We start from the raw sequence: 22115 nt of genomic DNA, 5'->3' as shown, positions 1-22115 counted from the left end.
ACTTAGCCCGGTTTGGCCGCCGGGGTCCGGACCACCAGCGGAACGGCGGGGAAACACCACGCCATCTCCGAGCGCGACTTGCGCAGCGCGGCGGTGCCGTAACCCTTCTTCCGGTGGTCGGGGTGGATCCAGATCCGCACGTTCACCTCGCCGTTGACCAGCTCGCCGAACACCATGCCGACCTTCTGCCCCGAATCGACGGCCACGAACCACGCTGCCTCTTCGTCGTCGACACGTCGCAGCGCGGCGCGGATCTCGTCGTCGAGGTTGCCCGCCGGTCCGCCGGAGCCGTCGCCGGCGGCGCCGACGTCCTCGGTTCGGGTGGCGAAGATGTCGCGGTCGTGCTTGGCGGAAAAGGGCCGCAGCTGCAGGGTCTCGCCCGAGCTGGCCGGCCGCTCGCCCACCGTGAAGCTCAGCTGTTTGTTCAGGTCCTCGAGTTCGGCGAGGATCTGCCTGCGCGAGTTGATGGTGAGTTGGTCGAAGGACATGCTCATCACCGCCTCGGCGGCCACGTGCGACGTGTCGAGCAATTTGACGATCGCCTCGACCGCGGCCGCCTTGTCCTCGGACTCGACCACGACGTCGGCGATTTCATGCCTGCGTTCGAGGGCGTTCAACAGGGCGTCGGCGATCTCGCGGCGGGCGGCTTTGCGGTCGTGGTCGGTCATTGCACAAGCCTAGAACGCGCCCGGCGGTGTCGCCGGGGGTATCGCCTCGGATCGCCGATTTCCCAGCTCCAGGAACCGGCGATAGCGGTCCTCGACCGCCCCCACCCAGGCGGGGTCGGGGTCGACGACGCGGTCGGTGGCGGCCCAGCGGGCCGCGTCGTCGATCGTCGTCTCCAGGCCGGCGGCGATGCGGGCGAGGAAAGCCGCTCCCAGCGCCGCGCCCTCGGCGACCGCGGACACCTCGACCGGCCGGCCGGTGGCGTCGGCGATGGCCTGCATCCAGGGCTGTAGGCGGGTACCACCGCCGGTGGCGACGATGCGCGATACCGACGCGCCGCTTAGCTCGATGAGCTGACGAACGACGAAGCCCGACGCCTCGTATGCGGCCCGGCGCAGCGAGGCGGCGTCGTGGGTGAGATCCAGGGCGTCGAGCACGGCGCGCCGGTCCGGGTCGTGGAACGGCGTGCGCTCCCCGCGAATGTACGGCGACCACACCGGCACCCGGCGCGGGTCGACCGACTCGGGGTCACCCGGCCCGAGGAGGCGATCGACCCAGCCGAGAAACAGCCCACCGGCATTGCTGGCGCCGCCGATCTTGCTCAAGCCGGGGGCGGTGTGCGGGATGGTCCACAGGCCGGGCACCTGCCGTGACTCGGGGATCGTGTTCCACACGATCAGGGTGGTGCCACACAGCACGAGGACGTCGCCGTCGCGGTCGGCGCCGGCGACGATCTGTTCACACAGCGCGTCGATGGCGCCGATCGCCAATACGGCGTCCGTCCCGGGGAGCTGCCCGGCGGCCGTTCCGATCGTCTCCACCCGGGGCATCTGCTCGACGGTCGCGCCGCGGTCGGCGCATGCCGCCGGGTCCCAGCCTGTCCCGTCGAACAGGGGGAAGGCGGTGGCCGCCGTGGCGACGTCGATCAGCGCTTCGCCCGCCAGGGCGTGGTTGGCCACCGCCGGTGCCGGCCAGTATCCGGCCGCGCCGGGGGCCTCGGCGGCCGTCCAGCGCAGGAACTCGGCGGCCTCGCCCAGCGCCGGCAGCGGCTGTTGGTCGGCGCCCGGCACCCGGCCCCTCTCGTCGCCGTATAGCAGCCCCGGTGTCAGCGGCGTGCCCGCGGCGTCGACTGCGGTCAGCGAGGGGACCATCGCCGCGACCGCCACCGCCCTCGCATCCGGACGGTCCAGCTGCGCAAGGGCGGCCGAAGGCCCCCGGCGCCACGCCTCGTCGGCGTCGTGTTCCAGCCGGTTGGGCGCCGGAACCCGCAAGGCGTGCGGAATCCGCACCCGGGCCGCCACCCGGCCGTCGGCGTCCGCGGCCACCGCCTTGACCGCGGTGCTGCCCACGTCGATGCCGATTGTCAGGCCTTCACGTGACACGGGCGTCACCGTACGCCAGCATTGGGGTTCGTGACGTCAAGACCGCGCGCCTTGGTGACCGCCCCGCTGCGTGGACCGGGGTTCGCCAAGCTGCGGGAGCTGGCCGACGTGGTGTACGACCCGTGGATCGACCAGAGCCCGCTGCGCATCTATGGCCCGGAGCAGCTGGCCGAGCGGATCACCGCCGAGGCTGCCGATGTGGTTGTGGTGGAAAGCGACTCGGTCCGCGGCCCGGTGTTCGACTTGGACTTGCGCGCCGTCGCGTCCACCCGCGGCGACCCCAACAACGTCGATGTCCCGGGCGCCACCGCCGCCGGGATCCCGGTGCTGAACACCCCGGCGCGCAATGCCGACGCGGTCGCTGAGATGACGCTGGCGCTGCTACTGGCCGCCACCCGTCACCTGCTGACGGCCGACGCGGATGTCCGCGGCGGCAACATGTTTCGCGACGGCATCATCCCGTATCAGCGGTTCCGCGGCTGGGAGATCGCCGGGCTCACCGCCGGGCTGGTAGGCCTCGGTGCCGTCGGCCGCGCGCTGCGCTGGCGGCTGGCCGGGCTGGGCATGCGGGTCATCGCCTACGACCCGTACAACGACGAAGCCCGCCACGGCCTGGACGAACTGCTGGGTGAGGCCGACGTCGTCTCGCTGCACGCGCCGGTCACCGACGACACGGCCGGGATGATCGGCGCCCAGCAGTTCGCGGCCATGCGCGACGGCGTGGTCTTCCTCAACACCGCGCGGGCTCAGCTGCACGACACCGACGCGCTCGTCGACGCCCTACGCGCCGGCAAGGTGGCCGCCGCCGGCCTGGATCACTTCGTCGGCGAATGGCTGCCGACCGATCACCCGCTGGTGGCCATGCCCAACGTCGTCTTGACCCCGCACATCGGGGGTGCCACGTGGAACACTGAGGCTCGGCAGGCGCAGATGGTTGCCGACGACCTGGAAGCGCTGTTGTCCGGCAAGACACCCGCCAATATCGTCAACCCGGAGGTGCTAGGGCCATGACATCCGTGAAATACGTGGCCGACCCGGAAACCGCGGTGCTGGACGCCGCCAAGGACATGCTGCGCCGGGGCCTGGTCGAGGGAACCGCCGGCAACATCTCGGCCCGGCGCTCCGACGGCAACATCGTCATCACGCCGTCGTCTGTCGACTACCGGGACATGCAACTCGACGACCTGGTGCTCGTCGATCCCGAGGGCGCCGTGCTGAAGGCCGCGGAGGGCCGGGCGCCGTCGTCGGAGATGAAGCTGCACCTGGCCTGCTACCGGGCTTTCGACGACATCGGCAGCGTCATTCACAGCCATCCCGTCTGGGCGACGATGTTCGCCATCGCCCACGAGCCGATTCCCGCCTGCATCGACGAGTTCGCGGTCTATTGCGGCGGCGACGTTCGGTGCAGCGAATACGCCGCGTCCGGCACACCAGAAGTGGGCCTCAATGCGGTGAAGGCGCTCGAGGGCCGGGGCGCGGCGCTGATCGCCAATCATGGCCTGGTGGCCGTGGGACCGCGCCCCGACAAGGTCATGCACATCACCGCGCTGGTTGAGCGCACCGCGCAAATCGTCTGGGGCGCAAGGGCTCTCGGTGGGCCGGTGGATATCCCCGAGGACGTGAACCGCAACTTTGGGATGGTCTACGGCTACCTGCGCGCCAACGCCTGATGGGCCGGGTCCGGTTCGGCCGCGCGAGCGTGGCGCGGGTACTGGAACTTCCGCTCGAATTGGGTACCCGGTTCTTCCCCGCGACCCCGCCGTCCGGGTGGCGGGACAACGCCGACCTGCTGGTGCCGGACTTCTTCGATCCCGACACCGATCAGTGGCACGCCGCGGTCCAGAGCTGGGTCATCGAGGTCGACGGGCTGACCGTCGTCGTGGACACCGGCGTCGGCAACGACCGCGAGCGCCCGCACATGCCGTTCCTGGACCACCTGAACACCGGGTTCCTGGCGGCGCTTCGGTCGGCGGGCATCGACCGCAGCGCGGTGGACGTGGTGGTCAACACCCATATCCATTCCGACCACGTCGGCTGGAACACCATGCGCGAGAACGACGCCTGGGTGCCGACGTTTCCCAACGCCCGGTACCTGGTGCCGGCCGCCGACTACCACCACTTCTCGCCGGACGGACCCGCGGGCCAGGAGCCCGGCAATCAACTCGTGTTCGCCGACAGCGTCTTGCCCGTCGATGGGCAGATCGTGCAATGGTCGGATGACTATCGGATCAGCGAGTCGCTGCGGCTGCGGCCCGCGCCCGGCCACACGCCGGGTTCGTCGGTGCTCTGGCTGGACGCGGGTCGGCCCGCGGTTTTTGTCGGGGATCTCACCCACAGCCCGCTGCAGCTGCGCCGTCCCGACGACGCCTGCGCCTTCGACGTGGACGCCCCCGCCGCCGCGGTCACCCGTCGCCGGATATTCACCGAGGCCGCCCGCGCGAACGCCGCCGTGATACCCGCGCACTATGCCGGCCGCGGTGGTGCGACGATTCGCGCCGTCGAGGATCGCTTCGATGTCGACTACTGGCTGGACATCGAATCCCTGTGACGCCATTCGCGGGGCGAGGCGCCGTGCGCCCGGCCGAATAGCCGGCTGAAGTAACCGGGATCGGGCAGGCCGACCCTCCTGGCGACCTCCGCGACCGGCAGGTCGGTTTCCGCGAGCAACGCGCGAGCCGTGGCCATCCGGCGTTCGGTGATCCACTCCCCGACCGTGCGCCCGGTGCGGCGGCGCACCACGGTGGTCAGGTGTCCCGGGGTCATGCCGAGTTCGTCGGCGACGTCGCGCAGCGACAACGGCTCGGCATGACGCCGGTCGATGACGTCGAACACCTCGGCCAGCAGCGGTTCGCCGCTGCGCCGCAGCTCGGCCACCACGGGCCCGGCCAGCCGCGCGAGGTCGATAAGCAACAGGGTCAGATGTGCCAGCGCCGCCTGCCGATAGCCGTCCTGGCGCGCAAGCAGCTCGGCTTCGATCGAGCGGATCGCCGCATCCCACGCCGCGCGCCGGGCCACGGGAACATCCAGGCGCAGTATCCCGCCGACCTGGCCGTGCAGGAACGGAAACAGCAGCGGGTGCGCCCGCCACGCCGGCCAGGGCGATCGCGCGTCTTCACCCAGCGCGGCGGGGTCGAAGAACACGGCGACCCCGGCGTCTCGATGCTCGAGCCGCTCCGGGTCGAGCACCTGACCCGCGGCCGCCACATGGACCAGCCCGGCCGCGGGAAGGTACCAAAGCGCGGGAAAGTCGTGAATGTGGCGACCGCGCTCGACGAAATCCTCGGGCCCCGACCGCACCACCGACACCGGCGGCGTATCCGGATCGGTCCGGTACTCATAGATCGGCACGCCCGCACGCTGCCGAACCATCCGAGCTGGCCGCGTCATGTAGCCAAAGATAGTCCTACTTTCACCGATGATCGCCCAATTCTCGGTCAGTACACCGGTTCACCATGGATGCTGTGACGAAACATCATCCACATGACTACCTGCCCGCCGCCGGCCACGACGCGCTGCTGCCCTGCTACGACCTGATCTCACGCCTGCTGGGCATGAAAAGGGTCCACGAGTCTCTGATCGCGCAGGCCGAGCTCGCCGACTGCCGTCGTGTCCTGGAAATCGGCTGCGGCACCGGCAATCTCATCATTCGGGCCAAACGCGACTACCCTCACTTGGACGCGGTTGGGTGCGACCCCGACCCGCGGGCGCTTGACCGGGCGCGGAGAAAGACGAACGGGATCCGCTTCGAGCGCGGCTATGCGGAGCGGCTGCCGTACTCCGACGGGGAATTCGACCGGGTGCTGTCGTCGATGATGCTGCACCATGTGAGTGACGACGCGAAAACCGCTGCGGCGGAGGAGATCTTCCGTGTTCTGCGCCCGGGCGGCAGGCTGCACCTGGTCGATATCGGCGGCGACACGGCCGCCCAGGGCGGCGTGCTGGCGCGGCTCATCAGGCGTAGTCCGCACGCCGCCGCCAATCTCGGCGACGCGATTCCGCGCCTGCTGCGCGGTGCCGGTTTCGACTGCACCGAAGTCGCCACGCATCGGCAACGCGTGGTCGGACAGCTCACCTACTATCGCGCGACCCGTCCTGCCTAGCGCTGGCCAAGACTGACCGGGAGCGATTCGTATACGGTCATGTTGTTGCAGAGATCGGGGAGCGTCATCCTTGGCTCCCCGACTTCGATGGCGCCGGTGTTGAGCAAGATCTCGTCGAGGGCGGCCCGGATTTCCGCCCGCGCAAGCATCGCACCGAGACAGTGATGAGCGCCGCCCCCGCCGAAGGACTGGTGGGGGTTGGGATCGCGGCGAATGTCGAACCGGTATGGATCCTCGAAGACGTCTTCGTCGCGGTTGGCCGAGCGCAACATCGTGACCACGCGCGCACCCTCGGGGATCAGGACGTCGCCGATCATGACATTCATGGCTGCTCCACGCACCCAGAACATGATCGGCGTGGAATAACGGATCACCTCCTCGACCGCCGTCCGCCGCGCATCCGGGTCGGATCGATAGACGGCGATCTGGTCCGGATTGGCCGCGAAGGCGCGCATGCCGTCGCACAGCGCGTTTCGAGTCGTGTCGGCGCCGGCCAAGCCGAGGATGAAGAAGAAGATTTCGAGTTCATTGGAGGGCAGCAAGAAGCTCTCGCCCGATTCTTCCGTGATCTCGGTGGTGCACAACGCACTCCATATGTCGTCCACGGGATGGTCACGCTTGTGAGCGGTCAGCGAGCTGGCGTACTGGAACAGCTCCATGAAGGGGAGCAAGTCATCCCCGTCGGGCACGGACATCTGCGCGCCGGCAGTCTTCAACACCCGATCGATCAAGCCGAATACATGCGGGCGGTCGGAATCGGGAATCCCGACGATGTCGCCGATCACCGAGATTGGCAATCCCGCAGCCAGATCGACGAACTCACCACCGCCGGCCTCACGCAGGGCGGCGGCCATCGTCTTGGCCCGAGCCCGGATGCCTTCCTCCAACTTGGCCACCGCGCGTCGGGTGAACGCGCGGGCAATGACCTTGCGCCGAATCGTGTGATCCGGCGGGTCCATGCTCACGATCGCCGGATAGGCATCGAACAGCGCTACGTCCTGAATCAGCGGTCCGCGGGTCGCCGTAAACGACTCGTGATCGCGGTGCACTCGCGCGACATCGGCATGTTTCGTGCACACCCAAAACTCGCGGCCCACAGTGGATCTGACGCGGTCGGTGAGATGCTGATGAAACACCGGTGTGCTGGCGCGCAGCTCGGCGAACATGTCGTCGGGAAAGCGCGAGGCCCACACTGACGGCTCGGCGAGATCGATTGCCGTGTCTGTCATGTGCGCTTCACTTTTCGAGCTCGCCGCGCAGGCCCGCCATGATGAGGCGCAATCCGTACATAAACGCCTTGTCGTCGACCCCTCGGGCCGCGCCACCCGCGCGGCGCCTGTGCTCGAGTTGCACGGATCCCAGTAGGTGGATGTACAACGCCGCGTGCGCCGCCTCGAAATGCTCGGCAGTCAAGCCGGATTCGCGCAGAATTTCGCGAGAGGCGAGATCCATCGCGGTGGCCGCGGTGGTGTGCGGATGCTCCTGCAGTAGAGCCGCGATCCCGGGCACGCCGACCAGCACCTTCCACGCGCTGGCATAGAGCGCGATCAAACGTGCTTCCCAGTCGCCTTCCTCCGGAACCTCGATCTGTGCGAGCACCGCTTCGATCAGCAGATCGAGCAGTTCCCGCTTGTCGCGAACGTGGTAGTACACCGACGAGGCCGCCGTGCCGGCCTCCGCTGCCAGCTCGCGCATCGTGACCCGGCTGACGCCCACGCGCTTCGCCAGGCGCAGCAAGTGCTTCGTCAGGTGGGCCCGGTCCAGGGCCCCGTAGCGAAGCACCGGCGCATTGGACACCGCCACCACACGCCCCCTTTCGAACAGCGTTCGGTTTCGAACAGTATTCAGATTAGAACAATGTTCGCCTCCGCTCGTCAAGCACGGCTCCCCGGTTGACCACTGAACCACTCGGCGCGGACAAAGTGGGCTGCGACGCGGGCGTGCCAGTCCCGATGCCGCCCAGGCGCGATTACTCCGCGCGCGTCCCAAAGTCTTCACATCGACGCAACTTGCCGAAACTAATACGCCGTTACTGTCACCACTCCAGATGCACTGTCGCACTGCGCCCATCGGGGGTCAGAAAGGGAAGAACTGATGAAGAGGGCAATAACGGGCCTGTCGGCGGCAGCAGCCATAACACTGGCACCCCTCTGCATGCCACCAGCACAAGCACACGCCGACGATCCTTGTGCCAGCATCACCGAACCCGCTGGCCATCAGGCTTGCATCGACAAATCTAATCCCGTGCGCAGATACCATTTGGGCCATTGCGAGGGGGCGAGCCCCATTGACGGACAGATGGGCCAAGTTTGTGGGTAACCTCTGGGTCCGAAAGTCTGCGCCTCCCGACGAGTCGACAACTCTGTAACTGGGAAATCGCGCTGGTTGGACGTAGTCAACGGTTACGGTGAGCCATGGCACCCTACCGCGTGGTTCAGTGGTCCACCGGCAACATCGGCAAGCGAGCGCTCGGCATCCTGCTCGACCGCGAAGACTTCGACGTGGTGGGCGTCCATGCCCTGGGTGCGGACAAAGTGGGGTGCGACGCGGGGACACTCGCGGACCGGCCCCCTACGGGAGTCACCGCGACCAGCGATGTCGACGCGTTGCTCGACCTCGCGCCGGACTGCGTGAACTACATGCCGCGTGCCATCGACTACGACTTGGTGGAAACGATGCTGCGCCGCGGCATCAATGTCGTCACCACGGGCGACTTCGTGACCGGCACCCATCACCCGGTCGAACTCCCGGCGCTCGAAGAGGCGGCGCGACAGGGCCAAGCGACGTTCCTGGGAACGGGATTCGAGCCGGGCTTCATCAACGTCGTCGCCGGCTTCCTCACCGGCGCCTGCGCGCGGGTGCGCAGCGTCAAGCTCGTCGAAACGCTGGACTGCACCACCTATCCCGTACAAGACGTGTGGAAGGTCCTCGGATTCGGCAAACCGCCCCGCGAGCCGGTGACACACCTCGACCCGGCGAGGCAACGCTACGGCCTCGGCTACTTCGAGACGCTGGACATGATCGCCACCATGCTGGGTACCGAACTCGATTCCAAGGAGGCGTTCGTCGAGCCCGCAGTGCTCACCCGGGATCTGAATCTGGGCTGGGTGGACTACGCCGCGGGCACCGCCGGGGGTCAACGCCGTACGTATCGCGGCCTTCGCGGCGGTCGCCCGGTGGTCGAGCTGGCCATCTGCTGGACCATGAGCGACGACGCGCTCGAGCCAAAATGGACCGACCCCAAGGGTTTTAGCGTGGTGATCGAAGGCGAGCCGTATGTCGACGCGACGATCCGGTTCGGCCACCCCGGCGAGGACGTCATGACCGTGCTGATGGACAGCACCGCCGTCGCGGCCGTCAACGCCATCCCGTTCCTGTGCGACGCACGACCGGGCGTCATCACCCCGATCGACTTGCCCATCACCGGATCCCCGGGTGCGCTGGTCTAGCGCTGGTCGAACGCGACCTTGACGGCGCCGCTGTCGCCCTGGTTGGCGATCGCGAGGAAGGCGTCGCGCCACTGTTCGAGCCGGAAGGTGTGGGTCAGCATGGGCCCCAGGTCCACCCGGCCGGCGCGGACCAGGTCGAGGTAGTGGGCGATCGCGTGCTGACGCCGCCCTGCGACCTCCTCGATCCCGAACGCGTTCGACCCGACCCAGCTGATCTCCTTGAAATACAACGGACTCCACTCCCACCGGCCGGGCGCGTGGACGCCGGCCTTCACCAACGTGCCTCGGGAGCGCAGGACCCGCACCCCGACCTCGAACGTCTCGGGCTTGCCGACGGTGTCGTACACGACGTCGATCGGTCCCGGGTAGGCCATGGGCAGACCCTGCAGCGGTTGGCGCAGGCGGCCACCGCCCCAGGCCACGAGCTCTTCGACGACGGCCAGACGCGGTTCGTGCGCCAGCACTTTGGCGGCCCCGAACCGTCGGGCCAACTCCGCCTGGGCATCGAAGCGCGCCACCACGGCGACGGCCACCTCGGGATACAGCGCCCGCAGGATCGCGACCGCGCACAGCCCCAGCGAGCCGGCCCCGTACACCAGCGCCCGCCCCGAGTGCGGCGGCGGGTGGCGGGTGATCGCGTGCAAGGACACCGAAAACGGGTCGGCGAACACCGCCAGCTCGTCGGGAATCGAGTCGGGAACGCCGAACAGCATGCTGTCGTGGGCGGGCATCAGCTCGGCGTATCCACCGGTGACATCGGCGGACACCCCGGTGTGGATGCCGGGCTTGATGTCGCCGTCGGTGAAGCTCCAGCACAGGCTGTAGTCGCCGCTTTCGCAAGCGGGGCAAGGCGGTTCGATGCCGCGCGGCCCGCAGGACAGCCACGGGTTCAGCACGACCCGCTGCCCGATCTCCAGCCCGCGTGCCTTGGGCCCCAAGGCGACCACGTCGGCGACCACCTCGTGGCCCATGACTTGGGGGAAGGAACAGAACGCGGCCATGGCGTTGTCGACATCGTCCTCGCCGAAGTCCATCAGGATCTGCTTGGAATCCGAGCCGCAGATGCCGGTCAGGCGGGGGCGGGTGAGCACCCAATCCTGATGCGGCAATTGCGGATCCGCGACTTCCTGCAGTGCGACCGGGCTGTGGGTCAGTGCGTCGTCGGGTCCCGGCGACGGCTCCGGCGGGACGCCGTAGACGAGCGCCTTCACCGCGGCGCCATCGCGGCCGTGCCCGCTATGAACGCATCGAGGTCGGCGTTCTTGGCGTCCACCACGGCCTTCATGTCCGGCACGTAGTGCTCGAACGTGTCGCTGCCCAGGGCGTCGATGATCCCTTCGGCCACCTCGTCGGCGGGCACCTTGGGCCCCTGGTAGAGCGGCTCCTCGCTGCCCGGCTGATCCCAGATCTCGGTGTCGACCGGCCCGGGCTCGATGAGCTTCACCGAGACCCCGGTGCCGTGTAGGTCCACGGCCATCGCCTCGCTCCAGCCGCACAACGCGAATTTGCTTGCACAATAAGCGGTTTCGTGAATGATGCCGAGCCGGCCGCCGACGCTGGACACGTTGACGATCAGGCCCGAGCCGCGCGCCAGCATCCGCGGCAGCAGCGCCAGCGTCAGGCGCATCGGCGCGAAGAAGTTGGTCCGCATGACGTTCTCCACCTCGTCCGGATCCAGGTCGGTGACGGGCCGACGCTTCGGCATCGCGGCGTTGTTGATCAGCACGTCGATGCCGCCGAGGTCGTCCCACGCACGCAGCGCCAGGGCGCGCAGGGCGGCGGTGTCGGCCAGGTCGGCCACCCACATCGCCGAGTCCGGCGTGCTCCGCCGGCAGTCGGCCAGCACCTCGTCGAGGCGAGCGCGCCTTCGGGCGATCAGTCCCACCACCGCTTCGCGGGCCGCGAGCTGTCGCGCCAGGGCCGCCCCCAGACCCGACGACGCGCCGGTGATGAGCACCCGTTTACCCGCTGCCGCGTATGCCATCAGTCAAGGTTGCCGCGAAATGGAATAGGCGTACAGTGGTTGACGCTTGTTATATTGGCTAAATATTAGACTGACTACATCCGGGTAGGGGGAGAAGATGACTTCCACGAGGTATGAGGGTGACACCTGGGACCTGGCGTCCAGCGTCGGCGTGACCGCGACGATGGTCGCGGCGGCGCGGGCGGTGGCGAGCCGGGACGACCGCCCGCTGATCGACGACCCCTACGCGGAGCCGCTGGTCAGAGCGGTCGGCGTCGACCTTCTCACCAGGCTGGCGACCGGTGAGGTGAGTCCCGACGATCTGAACGACGTGCACGACGGCACCGCGGAATCCGCGGGGTCCCCCGGGGCCATGTCGCGGATGGCCGACAACATGGCGGTGCGCACCAAGTTCTTCGACGAGTTCTTCATCGACGCGACGAACGCGGGCATCGAGCAGGTCGTGATCCTGGCGTCGGGCCTGGATTCCCGCGCGTACCGACTGCAGTGGCCGGCCGGAACCATCGTCTACGAAGTCGACCAGCCGCAGGTCATCGAATTCAAGACCCGCACGCTGGCCGAATTGGGGGCCGCGCCCACCGCCGAGCGGCGAACGGTCGGGGTCGATCTGCGCGACGACTGGCCCGCCGCACTGCGCGCCGCCGGATTCGACCCGGCCCGGCCGACCGCGTGGAGCGCCGAGGGTCTGCTTGGCTACCTGCCGCCGGAGGCGCAGGACCGCCTGCTGGACACCATCACCGAACTCAGCGCGCCCGGAAGCCGGTTCGCCACCGAGAGCGCGCCCAACCCGCAGCCCGGTGACGAGGACAAGTTGAAGGAACGGATGCAACGCATCGCCGAGCGCTGGCGTGCGCACGGCTTCGATCTCGACATGGCGGGGCTGGTCTACTTCGGTGAACGCAACCAAGCGGCTCCCTATCTGGCCGATCGCGGCTGGGCACTGAACGGAATCACCATTCGAGAGCTGTTCGCGGACAACGGACTTCCACCCTTCGAGGACGACGACACGCGCATGGGCGACATGGTTTACGTGAGCGGGTACCTGAAATGACGGTCGACTCGGGACGCAGCGACGGCGACACCTGGGGACCTGCGCAGAGCGTGGGAGCGACCGCGACCATGGTCGCCGCGTCGCGCGCCGTGGCGTCGCAGGGACCCGATGCGCTGCTCGACGATCCACTGGCCGACCCCCTGGTCCGCGCCGTGGGGTTGGACCCCTTCGTCCGCATCATCGACGGCGAGCTCGATTTTGAGGACGACCCGCTGTTCAACCGCAAGGCGCGGCGCGAGCAGATCGCGGTGCGCACCAGGTTTTTCGACGACTTCTTCATCGGCGCCACCAAAGACGGTGTGCGGCAGGCGGTGATCCTGGCGTCCGGGCTGGACACCAGGGCCTACCGACTGCCGTGGCCGGCGGGCACGGTGGTCTACGAGATCGACCAGCCGCAGGTCATCGCCTTCAAGACCGACACGCTGGCCGGCCTCGGCGCCGACCCGACCGCCGAACGCCGCACCGTCAGCATCGACCTGCGCGACGACTGGCCGGCGGCGTTGCGGGAGAGCGGCTTTGACGTCGGGCAGCCGACCGCGTGGAGCGCCGAAGGTCTGTTGCCCTATCTGCCCCCGGAGGCCCAGGATCGACTGTTCGACAGCATCACCGCGCTGAGCGCGCCGGGCAGCCGGCTGGCCACCGAACACGTACCCGACCCGAACGCGTTTACCGACGAGCGGTTGCAGCGTATCTCCGAGCGGTGGCAGCGCTTCGGTTTCAACCTCAACGCGGCCGACCTGTTCTACCGCGGCGAGCGCAACGTCGTCGTCGACTACCTGACAACGCACGGCTGGCAGGTGATTGCCCATCCCGCCCGGGAATTGTATGCCCGCAACGGGTTTGAGTTCCCTGAGGACGCGATGGCCGCCGCGTTCGGTGACTTGAGCTACGTGGCCGCGACGCTGCAGTAGGGTTACGTCGTGCCACGCTCTCATGACGACCACTGGGATCTGGCGTCCAGCGTGGGCGTGACCGCGACGATGGTCGCGGCCGGCCGCGCCATGGCGACGAAGGATCCGCGCGGTTTGATCAACGACCCGTTCGCCGAACCACTGGTGCGCGCGGTGGGGGTGGATTTGTTCACCAAGATGATGGACGGTGAGCTCGACTTCGACGCGATCGAAAACGCCTCGCCGGTGCGCATGCAGGCGATGATCGACGGAATGGCGGTGCGCACCAAGTACTTCGACGACTACTTCCTCGCCGCCACCGCCGCAGGCGTTCGTCAGGTGGTGATCCTGGCGTCCGGATTGGACTCGCGCGCCTTCCGGCTGCCGTGGCCCGGCGGCACGGTCGTCTACGAGATCGACCAGCCCCAGGTGATCGAGTTCAAGACCACCACATTGGCCGGCATCGGGGCCCAGCCCACCGCCACCCGGCACACCGTCGCCATCGACCTGCGCGGTGACTGGCCGGCGGCGCTCCGGGCGGCCGGGCTGGACACCACCGCGCCGACGGCCTGGTTGGCGGAAGGCCTGCTGATCTACCTGCCGCCGGAGGCCCAGGACCAGTTGTTCGACAACATCACGGCGCTCAGCGCGCCCGGGAGCACTGTCGCCACCGAATTCGTGCCGGGCATCATCGATTTCGATGTCGAGCGGGCCCGGGAGATGTCCGGTTCCTTCCGGGATCACGGCGTGGACATCGACATGGGGTCGCTGGTGTATACCGGCCAACGCAACCATGTCGTCGACTATCTGCGGACGTCGGGGTGGGACGTCGAGGGCGTGACGCGCACCGAACTGTTCCAGCGCAACGGCATCGACGTCCCCCCTCCCGAAAACGACGACCCGCTCGGCGAAATCATCTTCATCAGCGGCGGCCTCATCGGCTAGAAGCGCCACTCCCCTGGCCACAGCACGTGGGTGCCAGTCATCGTCCGCCCGGCGTCCTCGAGTATGCCGGCAACCGACCGGCCCAGCAGTGCGCCCAGCGCGTCGGGCAGCGACGCCGCGGCCGGTTGCGACGACGCGCGGGGTCGCACGAAGTCCAGCAGCGACGAGCCCGGGTAGCTGACGATATGGACGTCGGTGTCCTCGTCCAGGCCGGCCAGGACCTTGGCCCGGCGCATGGCGGTTCGCAGGCCGCCGAGTTCGTCGACCAGACCGCGCTCCAAGGCGTCGGCACCCGTCCACACCCGCCCTCGTGCGACGGCATCCACGGCTTCGGCGCTCAGCTTGCGCCCCTGCGCCACCCGCTCCACGAAGTTGGCGTAGACCACGTCGGCCTGGGCCTCCTGATGGGCCCGCTGCTGCGGCGTGAACGGCGCGTCGATCGACCAGGCATCGGCATTTGCGTTGGTGCGCACGGTATCCGAGGCCACCCCCAGCCGTCCCTTCAGATCGCGAACAACGAACTTTCCGCTGTACACACCGATGGACCCGGTGATCGTGCCGGGACTGGCCACGATCGCGTCGGCGCCCATCGAGATGTAGTAGCCGCCGGACGCGGCGACCGAGGCCATGGACGCCACCACCGGTTTGCCGCGTGCGCGGGCCCGTGCCACCTCGCGCCAGACGGTCTCCGAGGCGAAGAGTGAGCCGCCCGGGCTGTCCACTCGCAGCACGATCGCGGACACCGCGTCGTTGGCGGCCGCCTCGCGCAGTGCCGCCGCGATGGTGTCGCCGCCGACGGCCGCGGCGCCGAAGGGCAGGAATTGGGGCCCGCCGCGCCCGTCGACGATATGGCCCGCGACGGTGACCAGGGCGAGCGTGGGTTTGGGACGGCGGCCGGGAATCGGCGGCAAGGCCGGGGCCAACCTGGACTGGGCCGCGCCGGCGTACCGCGACAGGTAGAGCCGCGGCGGAGCGTTCTCATCGGAGTCGATGGATTCCGGCGAAATGCCTTCCACACCAATCAGTTCCGCTATCCGCGCGTAGGCCTCGTCGCGGAAGCCGATCCGGTCGACCAGACCGGAGGCGACGGCGTCATCGTGTAATAGCGGGGCCCGGTCGGCCAGGGCGTCGAGCGCACCCGAATCGATGCTGCGTGATTCGGCGACCCCCTGCCACACCTGGTCCTGCAGGCTTTCGAGCATCCGGGTGACGGCTTCGCGGTGAGCCTCGGTGAACCCGCCCTCGGTGTATCGGTTGATCGCCGACTTGTATTCGCCGCGCGCGACGAACTCGGCTTCGATGCCGGCCTTGTCGAGCGCGTCCCGCAGGAAGGTAACGCTGCTGGCGAAGCCGACCAGGCCGACGCTGCCCGACGGCTGCATCCACACTTCGCCGAATGCCGAAGCCAGGTAGTACGACAGCGTCCCCGGATAGGTCTCGGCCCACGCCAGTGACGGCTTGCGGGCGGTGAAGGCCGCGACGGCTTCCCGCAGCTCCTGAACCGCCGCCGGCGGCGCCGCAGCAAGCTGCACGCGGGCAATCAGCCCGGCGACCCGCGAGTCCGCGGCGGCCCGATGGATCGCGGCGACGGCGTCACGCAGCGCCATCGGCCGGCCGCCCCCGGTGATGAACGCCAGCGGGTCGAAGCCCGAGCTTTCCGGCGGCACCGTGCGCAAGTTCAATTCGAGAACGCAGCCATTGGGCACGCCGTGGTGGCGCGCGGTATCGATGCGGCCGGCCACGGCACGCACCTCGTCCCCCCACCGTGCGATGCCGGGAAGCGAAGGCAGGAAGCCGAACATGATCGCAGCCTACCGATCGGCCGCCGTACGGTGGTGGGGTGAGGTTCTCGATCGCCATCCCCCAATTCGACTTCGACGGCTTCGATGACGCCGGGCTGCGCTTGTATCTCGCGCGCGCGGAGGAACTCGGGTTCGAGGGAGGCTGGGTGCTCGAGCAGATCATCGGCGATGCACCGCTGCTGGCGCCGCTGGAGCTGCTCGCGTACTGCGCGGCCTGCACCGAGCGACTGCGCCTCGGGGTCGCGGTGCTGGTGTCCTCGCTGCATGATCCGCTTCAGTTGGCCTCGGCCGTGACCGCCGTGGACCGGCTCAGCCACGGCCGCCTCGACGTCGGCGTCGCACCCGGCGGCGGATTTCGCAGGTTCGCCGCGTTCGGCGTCGAGAAGTCAACCTACATAAGCTATTTCACCGAGGGCCTGGACCTGATGAAGGCGGCCTGGTCCGACGAGCCCCGGGTGAGCTTCCACGGCCGGTTCCGTGACGTCGACGACCTTCCCATCCAGCCCAAGCCGGTGCAGCGGCCGCACCCGCCGATCTGGTTCGGCGGCCTCGCTCCCAAGGCGCTGGCCCGGGCCGTGCGCCACGGCGACTCGTTTTTGGGTGCGGGCTCCTCGACCACCGAAGCGTTCGCCGAAGCCGTCGGCATCCTGCGCCGCGAACTCGACGAACAACATAAAGACCCGGCGCGCTTCACCATCGGCAAACGGGTCTATCTGATGATCGACGACGATGCCGCGCGGGCGCGTGAACGGGTGCTCGCCGGGCTGCGCCGCATCTACGGCGAAATGTCCGGCATCGACGCGGTTCCGGTGTCGGGCACCCCCGACGACGTGGCACGCGGACTGCGCGAGGTGATCGACGCCGGGGCGGAGATGCTGCTACTCAACCCCGTCGCCACCGATGTCGCGGAGAACGGCGCGCAGATGGAACGCCTTGCCGCGGAGGTGATTCCGCAGCTGCGCTGACTACAGCTCGGTGACCGAACCGCCTGCGGCGGTGATTTTCTCGCGTGCGCTGCCGCTGAACTTGTGCGCGGACAGGTCGACCTTCACGGTCAGCTTGCCGTCGCCGAGAACCTTGACCAACGCGTTCTTGCGAACCGCGCCCTTGGCCACCAGGTCGTCCACACCGACCGCACCGCCCTTGGGGAACAGCCGATTGATGTCCCCGACGTTGACAATCTCGTATTCGGTGCGGAACCGGTTACGGAACCCCTTCAGCTTGGGCAGCCGCATGTGGATCGGCATCTGCCCGCCCTCGAAGGTCGCCGGCACCTGCTTGCGGGCCTTGGTGCCCTTGGTGCCACGGCCCGCGGTCTTGCCCTTGGAGCCCTCACCGCGACCCACGCGGGTGCGGGCGGTTTTCGACCCGGGCGCGGGCCGTAGGTCATGCAGCTTGAGTGTCATTTGGTCTTACCTCCGGCGCCCGCCTCGGCCGGCTCCACCTCGACGAGGTGGCTCACGACCGCGATCAGGCCGCGCGTCTGCGGGTTGTCTTCGCGGACCACCGAATGGCGAATCCGGTGCAGTCCCAGCGTGCGCAGGCTCTCGCGCTGCTTCCAGCGCGTCCCGATGGTGCTGCGCACCTGGGTGATCTTCAGCTGACTCATGGCTGCGCCTCCCGGGCCGCGGTCGCACTCGCCAGCGCCTCGCTCTCCCGTCGCGCCTTGAGCATCCCGGCCGGGGCGACGTCCTCGATCGGCAGTCCGCGGCGGGCGGCCACCTCTTCGGGACGCTGCAGCAGCTTGAGTGCGGCGACGGTGGCGTGCACCACGTTGATCGCGTTGTCGCTACCCAACGATTTGGCCAGGATGTCGCGCACCCCAGCACATTCCAGCACCGCGCGGGCCGCGCCGCCGGCGATCACACCGGTACCCGGACTGGCGGGGCGCAACAGCACCACGCCGGCGGCCGCCTCACCCTGGACCGGGTGAGTGATGGTGCCGCCGATCAACGGAACCCGGAAGAAGCCCTTGCGTGCCTCTTCCACACCCTTGGCGATCGCGGCCGGGACTTCCTTGGCCTTGCCGTAACCGACGCCGACCATCCCGTTGCCGTCACCCACGATGACCAGGGCGGTGAAGCTGAATCGCCGACCACCCTTGACCACCTTGGAGACGCGGTTGATGGCGACGACCCGTTCCAGGTAATTGCTCTTGTCGCCGTCACGGTCGCGGCCGCGGCCGCCGCCGTCGCGCCTGCCACGGGAATCGCGGCCGTCACCGCGCGCGTCGCGGCCCTCTGGGGCGCCTTGCCCGCCGACCGGCTGCTCCGCCATTATGCGGTCCTTCCAGTTGTCATCAGAAACTCAATCCGTTCTCGCGTGCGGCATCGGCCAGCGCCGCGATCCGTCCGCCGTAGGTGTAGCCGCCGCGGTCGAACACCGCGCTCTCGATGCCGGCGGCCTTGGCGCGCTCGGCGATCAGTTGACCGACCCGCACGCTGTGGGCTTTCTTGTCACCGTCCACGCCGCGCACATCGGCCTCGATCGACGACGCGGCGGCCAGCGTGGTGCCGTTTTCGTCGTTGACCAATTGCACGTGAATGTGCCGCGCGGACCGGTGCACGACCAGCCGCGGGCGCTCGCCGGTGCCCGAGATCTTCTTGCGCAGGCGCGCGTGCCTACGCACCCGCGAGATCCGCCGCGCTTCGGACACGCTCTGCCCCACCGACTTTCGCACGGCGGCAGCTTGTGATTTCGCCATGGCTACTTACCTGTCTTTCCGACCTTGCGGCGGATCTGCTCGCCCTCGTAGCGCACGCCCTTGCCCTTGTAGGGGTCGGGGCGGCGCAGGCGGCGGATATTCGCCGAAATCTGGCCGACCTTTTGCTTGTCGATCCCGGTGATCGTGAATTTCGTCGGCGACTGCACCGCGAACGTGATGCCCTCGGGGGCCTCGATCACCACGGGATGGCTGTATCCCAGCGCGAACTCGAGGTTGGAACCCTTGAGCTGCACCCGATAACCGACACCGAAGATCTCCATCTTGGTGGTGTAACCCTCGGTGACACCAGTGACCAGGTTGGAGACCAGGGTGCGGGACAAGCCGTGCAGGGAGCGGTTGCGCCGCTCGTCGTCGGGACGGGTGACCACGATGGCACCGTCGTCGTTGCGCGACACGGCGATCGGCTCGGCGACCTTCAGATCCAGGGTGCCCTTGGGTCCCTTCACCGAGACGTTCTGGCCTTCGATCGTGACGTCGACTCCGGAGGGGACCGGAATCGGCTGCTTACCAATGCGCGACATGGCTTTTCCTCAACCCCTCACCACACGTACGCGAGGACTTCGCCGCCCACGCCCTGTCTGGCTGCCTGACGGTCGGTCAGCAGGCCCGAGGAGGTCGAGATGATCGCCACGCCCAGGCCGCCGAGCACCCGCGGCAGATTGGTGGATTTCGCGTACACCCGCAGGCCAGGCTTGGACACCCGGCGCAAACCGGCGATGCTGCGTTCGCGGCTCGGCCCGTACTTGAGCTGGATGACCAGCGACTTGCCGACCCGAGCATCCTCGGTCCGGTAGTCGCTGATGTAGCCCTCGCTCTTGAGGATCTGGGCGATGTTGGCCTTGATCTTCGAGTGCGGCAAGCTCACCTCGTCGTGATACGCCGAATTGGCGTTGCGCAGACGTGTCAAGAAGTCCGCGATCGGGTCGGTCATCGTCATAGTTGCGTCCTATGTCCCGTCACCAGCTGCTCTTCTGCACGCCGGGCAACTCACCCGCGTGCGCCATCTCGCGCAGGCAAATCCTGCAGAGCCCGAACTTGCGGAACACCGCGCGCGGACGGCCGCACTTGCTGCAGCGGGTGTAGCCGCGCACCGCGAACTTCGGCTTGCGCGCGGCCTTGTTAACCAGTGCCTTCTTAGCCATCTAGTCAGTTCTCCTTGAACGGAAAGCCGAGGGCCCGCAACAGCGCTCGTCCTTCGTCGTCGTTTGTCGCCGAGGTGACGACGTTGATGTCCATGCCGCGGACCCGGTCGATCTTGTCCACGTCGATCTCGTGGAACACCGACTGCTCGGCCAGCCCGAAGGTGTAGTTGCCGACGCCGTCGAACTGCTTGGGCGAAAGCCCGCGGAAGTCACGAATTCGTGGCAGCGCGATTGACGTGAGGCGGTCCAGGAACTCCCACATCCGGTCGCCACGCAAGGTAACCCGCACGCCGATCGGCATGCCCTCGCGCAGCTTGAACTGGGCGATCGACTTGCGTGCCTTGCGAATCTCGGGGCGTTGCCCGGTGATCAGCGCAAGGTCGTTGACCGCGCCGTTGATCAGCTTGGCGTCTCGGGCCGCGTCACCGACCCCCATGTTGACGACGACCTTCGTCACCGTCGGGATCTGCATGACGTTGCCGTAGCCGAACTGCTTGTGCAACGCATCCCGAATCTCGTTGCGGTAGCGCTCTTTCAGGCGTGGCTGCACCTTCTCAGCGGTTGTCATCAGATGTCCTTGCCGTTGCGCTTGGAAATGCGGACCCGCTTGCCGGTTTCCTCGTCGAGCCGGTAGCCGACGCGGGCGGGCTTGCCATCCGAGTCGACCACCATCACGTTGGAAACGTGGATCGGGGCTTCCTGGGTGACGATGCCGCCCGACCGGGCCCCGCGCTGAGTGGTGGAAACCGCGGTGTGCTTCTTGATCCGGTTGACGCCCTCGACCAACACCCGGCCGCGTTCCGGATAGACCTTGAGCACCTTGCCCTTGGCGCCCTTGTCCTTACCGGCGATCACCAGGACGGTGTCGTCCTTTTTGACCTTCATCTACAGCACCTCCGGGGCCAGCGAGATGATCTTCATGAATCGCTTCTCGCGCAGTTCGCGGCCGACCGGGCCGAAGATACGCGTCCCGCGCGGGTCGTTGTCGGGCTTGATGATCACCGCGGCGTTCTCGTCGAACTTGATGTAACTGCCGTCGGGACGCCTGCGCTCCTTGACGGTGCGCACCACGACGGCTTTGACGACCTCACCTCGTTTGACGTTGCCACCCGGAATGGCGTCCTTGACGGTGGCAACGATGACATCGCCGATGCCGGCGTAGCGTCGCGACGAACCGCCGAGCACCCGGATGCACAAGATCTCCTTGGCGCCGGTGTTATCGGCGACCTTCAGCCGCGATTCCTGCTGAATCACTCGATCTCCTGACCTGGTTGCGTGTGCACGGCAGGGGAAACCCAAAACCTGACGTGCGCGGTCTGTGTGGCCGAAGGGCACGCGGGGCCGATTCGCACCGGCCGAGGTCTGCCCAAGGCAACCCCTAGAGTCTAGGGGACGGCCAGCTCAGAGCCAAATTGTCGGCGAATTGCCGTCAGCGGGCGATTTCGCCGATTCTGCGGATGTCGCCGAGGTGGTGAACGCCTTCGTGCATCGCCTGGCGCACCAGCCACCGCGCGGTGCGTACCTCCCCCGGCAAACGGGTGGCCGCGCGGTCCCAGCCGTCGTCGCGCACCCGCGCGATTTCGTCGCGGAAACCCGCCGCCGCCCTCGCCAGCTCCTCGAGCGTGGCTTCGATGTCGCACTCGTTGTACCGGAAACGGCGGGCCCGCAAATCGTTGAACATCGGCTCCAGGGCGGGCTTGTCCTCGGTGCGGACGCGGTAAAGCCGGATGGTGAAGGCGACGTAGACGTCGCGCAGGTGGCAGAGGTACTCGGCGGCCGACCACACCTCGGGACTGGGCCGAACCCGGCGAACCTCCGCCGGTATCGCGCGCACGGCATCGCGCGCCGCGTCCGGTATGCCGGCGATGACGCCGACCGCGTCGTCGATCCGGGTCTCGGCGAATGCGATCCCACAGACGTCGCAGACGTGATCCTCCTCGGCGAGCGGCGGCAGCGGCGCGGGCATGGGAACATCCTCC

General features: G+C 68.1%; 28 protein-coding genes. 9 read left to right on the top strand and 19 right to left on the bottom strand.

The window, feature by feature from the left end; genetic code table 11:
• Positions 1-2: 2 nt before the first annotated feature.
• Positions 3-668, bottom strand: a complete 666-nt coding sequence (locus A5747_RS17010; protein WP_076126271.1) for a GNAT family N-acetyltransferase — start codon at positions 666-668, stop codon at positions 3-5.
• Positions 669-677: 9 nt separating this feature from the next.
• Complete coding sequence (locus A5747_RS17005) at positions 678-2048, bottom strand: FGGY-family carbohydrate kinase (RefSeq protein ID WP_076126516.1); 1371 nt, start codon at positions 2046-2048, stop codon at positions 678-680.
• Positions 2049-2078: 30 nt separating this feature from the next.
• Here A5747_RS17005 and A5747_RS17000 point away from each other — a divergent pair, with 30 nt between their 5' ends.
• From A5747_RS17000 to A5747_RS16990, 3 genes are read left to right on the top strand one after another with little or no spacing between them, the layout of a single operon-like run.
• Positions 2079-3059, top strand: coding sequence for an NAD(P)-dependent oxidoreductase (locus A5747_RS17000; RefSeq protein WP_076126269.1), 981 nt, complete (start codon positions 2079-2081; stop codon positions 3057-3059).
• Positions 3056-3718, top strand: a complete 663-nt coding sequence (locus A5747_RS16995) for an L-fuculose-phosphate aldolase (protein WP_369805122.1) — start codon at positions 3056-3058, stop codon at positions 3716-3718. Before A5747_RS17000 ends, A5747_RS16995 begins: the two co-directional genes overlap by 4 nt.
• Complete coding sequence (locus A5747_RS16990) at positions 3718-4596, top strand: MBL fold metallo-hydrolase (protein WP_076126268.1); 879 nt, start codon at positions 3718-3720, stop codon at positions 4594-4596. The genes A5747_RS16995 and A5747_RS16990 overlap by 1 nt, the downstream gene beginning before the upstream one ends.
• Here the strand turns inward: A5747_RS16990 and A5747_RS16985 are convergent.
• On the bottom strand, positions 4569-5435 hold the full coding sequence (locus tag A5747_RS16985) for an AraC family transcriptional regulator (protein ID WP_076126266.1): 867 nt from the start codon (positions 5433-5435) through the stop codon (positions 4569-4571). The genes A5747_RS16990 and A5747_RS16985 overlap by 28 nt on opposite strands.
• A 74-nt stretch (positions 5436-5509) precedes the next feature.
• Between A5747_RS16985 and A5747_RS16980 the strand changes: the two genes are divergently transcribed.
• The gene (locus A5747_RS16980; protein WP_369805121.1) at positions 5510-6148 is read left to right on the top strand and encodes a class I SAM-dependent methyltransferase; all 639 of its coding nucleotides are present in this window, start codon (positions 5510-5512) and stop codon (positions 6146-6148) included.
• Here the strand turns inward: A5747_RS16980 and A5747_RS16975 are convergent.
• Both A5747_RS16975 and A5747_RS16970 read right to left on the bottom strand, forming a co-directional pair.
• A complete protein-coding gene (locus A5747_RS16975) occupies positions 6145-7377 on the bottom strand; it encodes a cytochrome P450 (RefSeq protein WP_076126262.1) in 1233 nt (410 codons plus the stop codon). The genes A5747_RS16980 and A5747_RS16975 overlap by 4 nt on opposite strands.
• Positions 7378-7384: 7 nt before the next feature.
• On the bottom strand, positions 7385-7951 hold the full coding sequence (locus A5747_RS16970) for a TetR/AcrR family transcriptional regulator (protein ID WP_233148071.1): 567 nt from the start codon (positions 7949-7951) through the stop codon (positions 7385-7387).
• A 611-nt stretch (positions 7952-8562) separates the two neighbouring features.
• On the opposite strand from A5747_RS16970, the gene A5747_RS16965 reads away from it, so the two are divergent.
• Positions 8563-9597 carry a dihydrodipicolinate reductase gene (locus A5747_RS16965; protein ID WP_076126260.1) on the top strand — a complete coding sequence of 345 codons (1035 nt, stop codon included), beginning with the start codon at positions 8563-8565 and terminating at the stop codon, positions 9595-9597.
• On the opposite strand, the gene A5747_RS16960 is transcribed toward A5747_RS16965, so the two are convergent.
• Both A5747_RS16960 and A5747_RS16955 read right to left on the bottom strand, forming a co-directional pair.
• The gene (locus tag A5747_RS16960) at positions 9594-10808 is read right to left on the bottom strand and encodes a zinc-binding dehydrogenase (RefSeq protein WP_076126258.1); all 1215 of its coding nucleotides are present in this window, start codon (positions 10806-10808) and stop codon (positions 9594-9596) included. The two genes, A5747_RS16965 and A5747_RS16960, sit on opposite strands and share 4 nt — an antisense overlap.
• Positions 10805-11581: an SDR family oxidoreductase gene (locus A5747_RS16955; protein ID WP_076126256.1), complete on the bottom strand. Its 777-nt coding sequence runs from the start codon at positions 11579-11581 to the stop codon at positions 10805-10807. Before A5747_RS16955 ends, A5747_RS16960 begins: the two co-directional genes overlap by 4 nt.
• Positions 11582-11678: 97 nt before the next feature.
• On the opposite strand from A5747_RS16955, the gene A5747_RS16950 reads away from it, so the two are divergent.
• From A5747_RS16950 to A5747_RS16940, 3 genes are read left to right on the top strand one after another with little or no spacing between them, the layout of a single operon-like run.
• The gene (locus A5747_RS16950) at positions 11679-12632 is read left to right on the top strand and encodes a class I SAM-dependent methyltransferase (protein ID WP_076126254.1); all 954 of its coding nucleotides are present in this window, start codon (positions 11679-11681) and stop codon (positions 12630-12632) included.
• Entirely contained in the window at positions 12629-13543 is a 915-nt protein-coding gene (locus tag A5747_RS16945; RefSeq protein ID WP_076126252.1) for a class I SAM-dependent methyltransferase, read from the top strand. The genes A5747_RS16950 and A5747_RS16945 overlap by 4 nt, the downstream gene beginning before the upstream one ends.
• A gap of 9 nt (positions 13544-13552) precedes the next feature.
• The gene (locus A5747_RS16940; protein ID WP_076126250.1) at positions 13553-14467 is read left to right on the top strand and encodes a class I SAM-dependent methyltransferase; all 915 of its coding nucleotides are present in this window, start codon (positions 13553-13555) and stop codon (positions 14465-14467) included.
• On the opposite strand, the gene sppA is transcribed toward A5747_RS16940, so the two are convergent.
• A complete protein-coding gene (sppA, locus tag A5747_RS16935) occupies positions 14464-16269 on the bottom strand; it encodes a signal peptide peptidase SppA (protein WP_076126248.1) in 1806 nt (601 codons plus the stop codon). The two genes, A5747_RS16940 and sppA, sit on opposite strands and share 4 nt — an antisense overlap.
• Positions 16270-16307: 38 nt before the next feature.
• On the opposite strand from sppA, the gene A5747_RS16930 reads away from it, so the two are divergent.
• Positions 16308-17234, top strand: a complete 927-nt coding sequence (locus tag A5747_RS16930; protein WP_076126246.1) for an LLM class flavin-dependent oxidoreductase — start codon at positions 16308-16310, stop codon at positions 17232-17234.
• Here the strand turns inward: A5747_RS16930 and rplO are convergent, their stop codons facing one another.
• The 11 genes from rplO to A5747_RS16875 form a co-directional block, all read right to left on the bottom strand.
• On the bottom strand, positions 17235-17675 hold the full coding sequence (gene rplO, locus A5747_RS16925; protein WP_076126244.1) for a 50S ribosomal protein L15: 441 nt from the start codon (positions 17673-17675) through the stop codon (positions 17235-17237).
• Complete coding sequence (gene rpmD / locus A5747_RS16920) at positions 17672-17878, bottom strand: 50S ribosomal protein L30 (protein WP_076126242.1); 207 nt, start codon at positions 17876-17878, stop codon at positions 17672-17674. Before rpmD ends, rplO begins: the two co-directional genes overlap by 4 nt.
• Positions 17875-18546: a 30S ribosomal protein S5 gene (gene rpsE / locus A5747_RS16915; RefSeq protein WP_076126241.1), complete on the bottom strand. Its 672-nt coding sequence runs from the start codon at positions 18544-18546 to the stop codon at positions 17875-17877. Before rpsE ends, rpmD begins: the two co-directional genes overlap by 4 nt.
• Positions 18547-18568: 22 nt before the next feature.
• A complete protein-coding gene (gene rplR, locus A5747_RS16910) occupies positions 18569-18937 on the bottom strand; it encodes a 50S ribosomal protein L18 (protein WP_139333486.1) in 369 nt (122 codons plus the stop codon).
• Between the two features lie 38 nt (positions 18938-18975).
• Positions 18976-19515 carry a 50S ribosomal protein L6 gene (gene rplF / locus A5747_RS16905; protein ID WP_076061536.1) on the bottom strand — a complete coding sequence of 180 codons (540 nt, stop codon included), beginning with the start codon at positions 19513-19515 and terminating at the stop codon, positions 18976-18978.
• A gap of 17 nt (positions 19516-19532) precedes the next feature.
• Positions 19533-19931 (bottom strand): 30S ribosomal protein S8, encoded by a 399-nt coding sequence (gene rpsH, locus A5747_RS16900; protein WP_076061534.1) that lies wholly within the window; start codon positions 19929-19931, stop codon positions 19533-19535.
• 19 nt (positions 19932-19950) lie between these two features.
• Entirely contained in the window at positions 19951-20136 is a 186-nt protein-coding gene (locus A5747_RS16895) for a type Z 30S ribosomal protein S14 (protein WP_011739072.1), read from the bottom strand.
• A gap of 4 nt (positions 20137-20140) precedes the next feature.
• Positions 20141-20704: a 50S ribosomal protein L5 gene (gene rplE, locus A5747_RS16890; protein WP_076126237.1), complete on the bottom strand. Its 564-nt coding sequence runs from the start codon at positions 20702-20704 to the stop codon at positions 20141-20143.
• Positions 20704-21021, bottom strand: coding sequence for a 50S ribosomal protein L24 (gene rplX / locus A5747_RS16885; protein WP_076126235.1), 318 nt, complete (start codon positions 21019-21021; stop codon positions 20704-20706). The genes rplE and rplX overlap by 1 nt, the downstream gene beginning before the upstream one ends.
• Positions 21022-21390 carry a 50S ribosomal protein L14 gene (gene rplN / locus A5747_RS16880; protein WP_076061527.1) on the bottom strand — a complete coding sequence of 123 codons (369 nt, stop codon included), beginning with the start codon at positions 21388-21390 and terminating at the stop codon, positions 21022-21024. It lies immediately after the preceding gene.
• A 175-nt stretch (positions 21391-21565) separates the two neighbouring features.
• On the bottom strand, positions 21566-22102 hold the full coding sequence (locus A5747_RS16875) for a DinB family protein (protein ID WP_076126510.1): 537 nt from the start codon (positions 22100-22102) through the stop codon (positions 21566-21568).
• Between the last annotated feature and the right edge of the window lie 13 nt (positions 22103-22115).

The organism is Mycobacterium sp. IS-836, assembly GCF_001954275.1.
Classification (GTDB): Bacteria; Actinomycetota; Actinomycetes; order Mycobacteriales; family Mycobacteriaceae; genus Mycobacterium.
This window is presented reverse-complemented; position numbering and strand designations above follow the sequence as displayed.